This is a genomic window from Microbacterium sp. NPDC089320 (assembly GCF_040684875.1).
Classification (GTDB): domain Bacteria; phylum Actinomycetota; class Actinomycetes; order Actinomycetales; family Microbacteriaceae; genus Microbacterium.
The window spans coordinates 77,944-84,871 of sequence record NZ_JBFBGY010000008.1; the positions used below are offsets into that span (position 1 = coordinate 77,944).

General features: G+C 68.8%; 6 protein-coding genes and 1 rRNA gene. All 7 read right to left on the reverse strand.

Features of this window, described 5'->3' with window-relative positions; all coding sequences use genetic code 11:
• Positions 1-6: 6 nt before the first annotated feature.
• Complete coding sequence (gene recN / locus AB0N61_RS17590; RefSeq protein WP_363365604.1) at positions 7-1,698, reverse strand: DNA repair protein RecN; 1,692 nt, start codon at positions 1,696-1,698, stop codon at positions 7-9.
• Complete coding sequence (locus AB0N61_RS17595) at positions 1,695-2,609, reverse strand: NAD kinase (protein WP_363365605.1); 915 nt, start codon at positions 2,607-2,609, stop codon at positions 1,695-1,697. Before AB0N61_RS17595 ends, recN begins: the two co-directional genes overlap by 4 nt.
• Positions 2,606-3,403, reverse strand: coding sequence for a TlyA family RNA methyltransferase (locus AB0N61_RS17600; protein ID WP_363365606.1), 798 nt, complete (start codon positions 3,401-3,403; stop codon positions 2,606-2,608). Before AB0N61_RS17600 ends, AB0N61_RS17595 begins: the two co-directional genes overlap by 4 nt.
• Complete coding sequence (locus AB0N61_RS17605) at positions 3,400-3,576, reverse strand: hypothetical protein (protein WP_167948888.1); 177 nt, start codon at positions 3,574-3,576, stop codon at positions 3,400-3,402. Before AB0N61_RS17605 ends, AB0N61_RS17600 begins: the two co-directional genes overlap by 4 nt.
• Before the next feature lie 63 nt (positions 3,577-3,639).
• A complete protein-coding gene (locus tag AB0N61_RS17610; RefSeq protein ID WP_363365607.1) occupies positions 3,640-4,677 on the reverse strand; it encodes an HAD-IIA family hydrolase in 1,038 nt (345 codons plus the stop codon).
• Entirely contained in the window at positions 4,677-6,770 is a 2,094-nt protein-coding gene (locus AB0N61_RS17615) for a primosomal protein (RefSeq protein WP_363365608.1), read from the reverse strand. Before AB0N61_RS17615 ends, AB0N61_RS17610 begins: the two co-directional genes overlap by 1 nt.
• Before the next feature lie 72 nt (positions 6,771-6,842).
• Positions 6,843-6,928 (reverse strand): 5S ribosomal RNA (rrf, locus tag AB0N61_RS17620); the annotation flags it as partial.

The following is a 6,928-nucleotide window of genomic DNA, read 5'->3' on the forward strand; positions in this document are numbered from 1 at the left end:
ATCCTATCAGGAGGTGAGGGCGCCGAGGCTGAGAAGTTCTCGGGCGTGGGTGATCGCGGCGTCCGAATCCGTCAATCCGGACAGCAGTCGAGCCATCTCGGCCTCGCGCTCGTGGCCCTCGAGACGGCGGACACTCGACGCGGTGACTGCACCGTCGTGGGATTTCACGACCGAGAGGTGGTTGTTGGCGAACGCGGCGACCTGCGCCAGATGGGTCACGGCGATCACCTGCGACTTCTCTGCGAGTCGGGCGAGTCGTCTGCCCACTTCGATCGCCGCCGCACCGCCGATGCCGGCGTCGACCTCGTCGAACACGAAGGTCGGCACGGGGTCGGTGCCGGCGATCACGACCTCGATGGCGAGCATCACGCGCGACAGCTCGCCGCCGGATGCCCCCTTCGAGACCGAGCGCGGTTCGGCACCCGGATGGGGCGCGAGCAGGATGGCGACGTCGTCGCGGCCGTGAGCGCTCTCCGCTCCGGGCGTGACGGCGACCTCGAGAGTCGCGTCGGGCATCGCCAGCTCGTGCAGCTCATCGCTCACGGCGACACCGAGGCGAGCTGCGGCTGCGGTGCGCTGCGCGGTGAGTTCGTCTGCCCGAGAATCCAACTCAGCGCGAGCGGCGTCTCGGTCGACCTCGAGACGCTGCAGCCGTTCACCGTCGTCTTCGAGTTCTGCGAGCCTCGTCGATCCGGTCTGCCACAGCTCGAGAGCCTCGTCGAGCGATCCGTGTGCGCGGATCAGCGTGCTCAGCGCCGCACGCCGCTCTTCGACGGCCGCGAGCTCATGCGGTCCGGATTCATCGAGATCGGCGAGGAAGGCCGAGAGCTGTCCGGCGATGTCGGCGATCCGGTAGCCGATGTCGGCGAGGCCGGCCGAGATCTCGGTGAGCGCGGAGTCGGAAGCGCGCTCGAGCGCGCGACGCGCTTCGGCGATCAGCGCGGATGCATCTGGCTCGCCCTCTTCATTCGAGAGCGCACCATGAGCGAGCGATGCGGCGAGGCGCAGCTCCTCGGCGTTCGCCAGGCGCTCGGCGCGGGCCGACAGCTCGACGTCCTCCCCCGGCTCGGGAGCGGCAGCCTCGATGAGCGCCAGCGCCTCGCGAAGTCGTGTCGCCTCTTCTGCTCGTCGGTCCCGGTTCTCCGTGATGTCGGAGATCTCGGCATCCAGCTCACGCCACCGGGTGAACGACCACGCGTAGGCGTCGAGCGCCTCGGCGATCGGTGCGCCCCCGAAACGATCGAGCGCATCGCGCTGCGCAGCGGCAGAGCGCAGCCTGAGCTGCTCGGACTGACCGTGAACGACGACCAGCTCCTCAGCAAGGGCCGACAGCACGCCGGCCGGCGCCGCACGTCCTCCGACGCTGGCGCGGCTGCGCCCCTCGGCGTTCAGTGTGCGCGAGACGTACAGTTCTGCGACTCCGGAGCCTGCGGGCTCCAGCTCGCCGCCGGCGCCGGCCACGATATCCGCGACGTCACCCGTGTCGGGAACGATCCACACACCCGCGACCGACGCCTGGGTGGCACCGGCACGCACGGCTCCGGAGTCGGCGCGCTGACCGAGCAGCAGCCCGAGGCCCGTCACGACCATCGTCTTTCCCGCACCGGTCTCGCCGGTGATCGCGGTGAATCCGGGGCCGAGAGGCAGCACGGCATCGGCGATCACGCCGAGCCCCTGCATCCGCATCTCCTCGATCATGAGGCGCCTCCCTGCCCGCGCCATCCTGCAACCGGAAGCTGGAACTTGCGCACCAGACGCTCGGTGAACGCGGTCGGGTGCAGACGCGCGAGGCGCACCGGGCGCGAGGAGCGTCGTACGACGACTCGGGCGCCCGGCGGCAGGTCGTGTGACCTCCGCCCGTCGCACCACAGGATGCCGGCACCGGACGTGCCCTCGAGCATCTCGATGGCCACGGCGGCGTCGGGGCTGACCACCAGCGGCTTGGCGAACAGCGCGTGCGCAGACAGCGGCACCACCGCGATGGCCTCGACGCTCGGCCAGATGACCGGGCCACCGGCGGAGAAGTTGTAGGCCGTGGAGCCGGTGGGGGTCGACACGACCATTCCGTCGCATCCGAAGCTCGAGAGCGGGCGTCCGTCGATCTCGAGGACGACCTCGATCATGCGCTCTCGGCTCGCCTTCTCGACGGTCGCCTCGTTCAGCGCGAACGTCTCGTAGACCACCTCGCCGTCGACGTCCTTGACCCGGACCGAGAGCGCGAGACGCTCTTCCACCTCGTAGTCGCGGTCGATGACCCGCCGCATAGCGGCATCCATGTCGTCGCGATCGATCTCCGCGAGGAATCCGACGTGTCCCATGTTGATCCCGAGAACCGGGGCAGCGCAGCCGCGCACCAGCTCGGCGGCCCGCAGGATCGTGCCGTCACCGCCGAGGACGATCGCCAGCTCGAGCTGCTCCTGTTGAACCGTCTCGCCGAGCACGTCGACATCCGCGAAGCGCGCATCGACGGTGCGGAGGTCGACGCTGTCATCGGACGCGAGCACGGGGCGCGCACCCGCTCCGCGGAGCGCATCGACGACTCGCAGGGCCGCTTCGACCGTGTCCTCCCTGCCCGCGTGGGCGACGACCAGGATGTTGCGCTCGTTCATCGTCTCCCTGTCAGTTCGTTGATGCGGTCCGACCATTCTGACGGATCGCTGCCGCGCCCCGGTGCGAGGTGCAGGAGGTATTCCGTGTTGCCGTGGGTGCCGAGAATCGGGGAGGGAAGGATGCCGAGCATGCGCAGCCCCGCGTCCCACGCACTCCACGCTGTGCGCGCGACGGCGTCCGCCCGCGTGGCCGGGTCGGTGACGAGACCCCCGCGTACTGCGGTCCGACCGACCTCGAACTGCGGCTTCACGAGCAGCACGACGTCGGATCCGGCCGCGGCGACGGCGGCGACAGCCGGAAGGACGTGCTCGAGCGAGATGAATGAGAGGTCGCCGACCACGAGGTCGGGAGCTGCTTCTTCTCCCGTCACGTCCCGCAGGTTCTCGGGAGTCATGTATCGGACGTTGTAGCCCTCGACGAGCACCACGCCGGGATCGGATGCCACGGCGGCCGCCATCTGGTCGTGCCCGACGTCGACCGCCAGCACACGGCGCGCCCCGCGCTCGCGCAGCACCTGGGTGAAGCCCCCGGTGGAAGCGCCCATGTCGAGTGCCAGCCGCCCCTCGACAAGGATGCCGAAGCCGTCGAGGGCGGCCACCAGTTTGTGCGCGCCGCGGCCGACGTAATGGTCAGCGCCCGCGACGGAGATCTCGGAGGCGTCAGCGACCGGTGTCGACGCCTTCACGACCGGACGTCCGTCGATGCTCACCAGGCCGTCGGCGATCAGGGTGGCGGCGTGGGTGCGTGAACGGGCGAGTCCTCGCGCGGCGAGGGCGGCGTCGAGTCGCGTCATCGGGCGCCCGGCGCATCACGCTGGTCGAGTCTCGCGCCGCTGTCGAGACGGCGGGACAGCTCGTCGTGCAGCCCGGAGTACGCGTCTGCCCTGGCAGCGAGAGGCTGCCCTTCGATCAGGCGCAGGCGACTCCACAGACCATCGGTCGGTGCGTTCGTCGTCTCATCGGTCACGCTTCTACTGTACGCGGCAGGGCCGACACGTCGGCGGAGCCACGGCGATCGTCCCGCCGGCCGTCAGGGGCGGTGGAACGGGTCGTCGTAGAGCCGCTCGGGGACGCGAAGCACGAACACCGGTGTGCCGGACGCCCAGATCGCCGCGGCGCCGGCGCGCAGCAGATCGATCTGAGACTCGCCCTCGGCGACGATCTCGACATCGGCACCGGTGACACGGACGGATGCTCCGTTCACGGAGTGGACGCCGTCCTTCACGGTCACCTCGGGATACGGCTGGTGCAGCTCCCGCAGGTCGCTGAGGATGTACGTCGGACGCGATCCTTCCGGCGCCGCGAGGACGTGCTTCGGTCGGTCGATGCCCGTCAGCACCAGTGCGGAGTCGATGCCCGCCCTGACCGCGCCGAGGATGTCCGTGTCGAGGCGGTCTCCGATGAACAGGGGCTTCGTGGCGCCGAAGCGCGACGTGGCTTCCTCGAAGATCGGGGTCTCGGGCTTGCCTGCGACCGTGGCGAGCCGACCGATCGCGGTGTGCACGGCGGACACGAGAGTCCCGTTGCCGGGGGCGACCCCACGTTCACGCGGGATCGTCCAGTCGGTGTTGGTGGCGATCCACGGGATGCCGCCTTCTTCTTCGGGCACCTTCAACGCGAACGCGGCCTCAGCAAGATCCGTCCAGGCGACTTCCGGGGCGAAGCCCTGAACGACCGCATCCGGTGCGTCCTCGGCGCTGCGGGTCACTGTGTACCCGGCCTTCTCGGCCTCGTCCACGAGCCCCGCTCCCCCGACGATCAGCAGCGTCGCCGGAGGAGGCACGATACCCGCGAGCAGGCGCATCGCCGCTTGCGGGCTCGTGATGACATCAGCAGGTGCGACGTCGAGCCCCAGGCTGCTCAGGTGCTCGGCGACCGACGCATCTGTGCGCGACGCGTTGTTCGTGATGTATCCGAGTCGCGCCGTCTGCGCTGCCGCGTTCAGGCTCTCGACCGCGTGGGGCAGCGCGCCGGGACCCGCGTAGACGACGCCATCCAGGTCGGCGAGCACCGCATCGACACCGTCGAGCGGTGTGCGCAGTGCGGGCTTCTTGGAGAACAGCCCCACTACGCCTCCTCGGATGAGTCGGATGCTGTGCGCTTCGCGCCGGAATCCGCGTCTGCGTCTGCGTCTGCGTCGGCGTCTGCGTCTGCGTCTGTGGAATCGTCCTCGTCCTCGCCGAGAAGCTCCCGAACCTCATCCTCGATCGACGGTTCCGGCTCGACGTCGTCCTCGGCTCCGCCCGCACCGTCTGCGACCTCGGGCTCGGGCTCGGGCTCGGCGGAATCTGACTCCGATTCGTGTCGCACGTCTTCATCGTGGTCGTCGTCGAAATCGCCCTCGACGAGGCCGTCCTCGATGATGATCTCCTCATCGCCGGCCTCATCGACGCCCAGGGCCTCGGCGGCGACCTCGGCGCGATGCGCCCAGAACTCCGCTTCGTCCGTGCGTCCGAGATCTTCGAGCACCGCGGCGCGCGCGGCGAAGAGAGCGGGGCTCCACTCGAATGCGCGGTCGGGGTCGAGCTCGGGGATCTCGAGTTCGCCCAGTGCGAGTTCGAGGTCGCCCTGATCCAGACGGGCACCCGACATGGCGATGGCCAGCGAGACCCGTACGGGAGTCGTCAGAGCGGTGCGGTCGACGGCGCGGCCGGTCTCGAGCGCGCGGTCGGGGCGGCCGATACCGCGCTCACTGTCGACCATCAACGCGATCTGGTCGTCCTTGCCGGAGATCCGCCGGTACGTGCGCAGCTCACGCAATGCGAGGGCGAAGTCTTCGGTCGCATACGCGGTGATACCGAGCGTCTCGCGCACGATGGCGATACGGCCCGCGCGACGAGATGCCGCCAGTGCGTGCTCGTGTGCGCGCGCGGGGTCCTCGTCGATGAGTCGGGATGCCATGGCGAGGTGACGAGCGACGAGGTCGGCGTTCTCCTTGCTCAGGGTCTTCAGCTCGTTGCGTGCCGACGTGTGCAGATCGCGGGCAGTGACCTCATCGGGGATGTGCGGGTCATTGAAGCGAGGACGGTCGCCGGCAGCCTGCACCGGACGCTCGCGCCCCGCTCCTCCACGCTGCGGGTACGAGCGCGACGAATCGCGATCCTGCCGCGGTGCGCGGTTGTCGCGGTTGTCGCCGCCCGCGCGCGGGGCGCCACCATCGCGGTTGTAACCACCGGAACGCGGAGCACCGCCATCACGGTTGTCACGGTTATAGCCACCCGAACGAGGGGCACCACCATCGCGATTGTCACGGTTGTAACCACCTGAGCGCGGAGCGCCACCATCACGGTTGTCGCGGTTGTAACCGCCTGAGCGCGGGGCGCCACCATCACGGTTGTCACGGTTATAGCCACCCGAACGAGGGGCACCACCATCGCGATTGTCACGGTTGTAACCACCTGAGCGCGGAGCGCCACCATCGCGGCTGTAACCACCCGAACGAGGAGCACCACCATCACGGTTGTCACGGTTGTAGCCACCCGAACGCGGCGCACCACCATCGCGGTTGTAACCACCCGAACGAGGAGTACCACCATCACGGTTGTCACGGTTGTAACCGCCCGAACGCGGCACACCACCATCACGGTTATAGCCACCCGAACGCGGCGCACCACCGTCGCGGTTGTCGCGGTTGTAGCCACCCGAACGCGGCGCACCACCGTCGCGGTTGTCGCGGTTGTAGCCACCGGAACGCGGGGCGCCACCATCACGGTTGTCACGGTTATAGCCACCAGAGCGCGGGGCGCCACCATCGCGGTTGTCGCGGTTGTAGCCACCGGAACGAGGGGCGCCACCATCACGGTTATAGCCACCAGAGCGCGGGGCGCCACCATCACGGTTATCGCGGTTGTTACCACCGGAACGCGCGGCGCCACCGTCACGGTTGTCACGGTTATAGCCACCAGAGCGCGGGGCGCCACCATCGCGGTTGTAGCCACCGGAACGCGGAGCGCCACCATCACGGTTATCGCGGTTGTAACCACCCGAACGCGGAGCGCCACCATCACGGTTATCGCGGCTATAGCCACCCGAACGCGGGGCGCCACCGTCACGACGCGGACCGCTGTTGCGGTTCTGATCCGAGCGACCTCCGGAAGGTCGGTTGTTGCGCGATTCCCTATCGTCGTTGCGACGCGGACGGCGCTCTTCCTCTTCCGGCATGATGCTCCCTGTTCTCGATCTTGTTAACGCAAAATGGCCACCCAACGATGGGTGGCCATTTGCTTAAAAGGAGTCCGGCGGTGTCCTACTCTCCCACAGGGTCCCCCCTGCAGTACCATCGGCGCTGTGAGGCTTAGCTTCCGGGTTCGGAATGTAAA

Excerpts from the sequence above, each read along its gene's own strand:
- recN (WP_363365604.1), bottom strand. The coding sequence starts at position 1,698 with ATGATCGAGGAGATGCGGATGCAGGGGCTCGGCGTGATCGCCGATGCC.
- AB0N61_RS17595 (WP_363365605.1), bottom strand. The coding sequence starts at position 2,609 with ATGAACGAGCGCAACATCCTGGTCGTCGCCCACGCGGGCAGGGAGGAC.
- AB0N61_RS17600 (WP_363365606.1), bottom strand. The coding sequence starts at position 3,403 with ATGACGCGACTCGACGCCGCCCTCGCCGCGCGAGGACTCGCCCGTTCA.
- AB0N61_RS17615 (WP_363365608.1), bottom strand. The coding sequence starts at position 6,770 with ATGCCGGAAGAGGAAGAGCGCCGTCCGCGTCGCAACGACGATAGGGAA.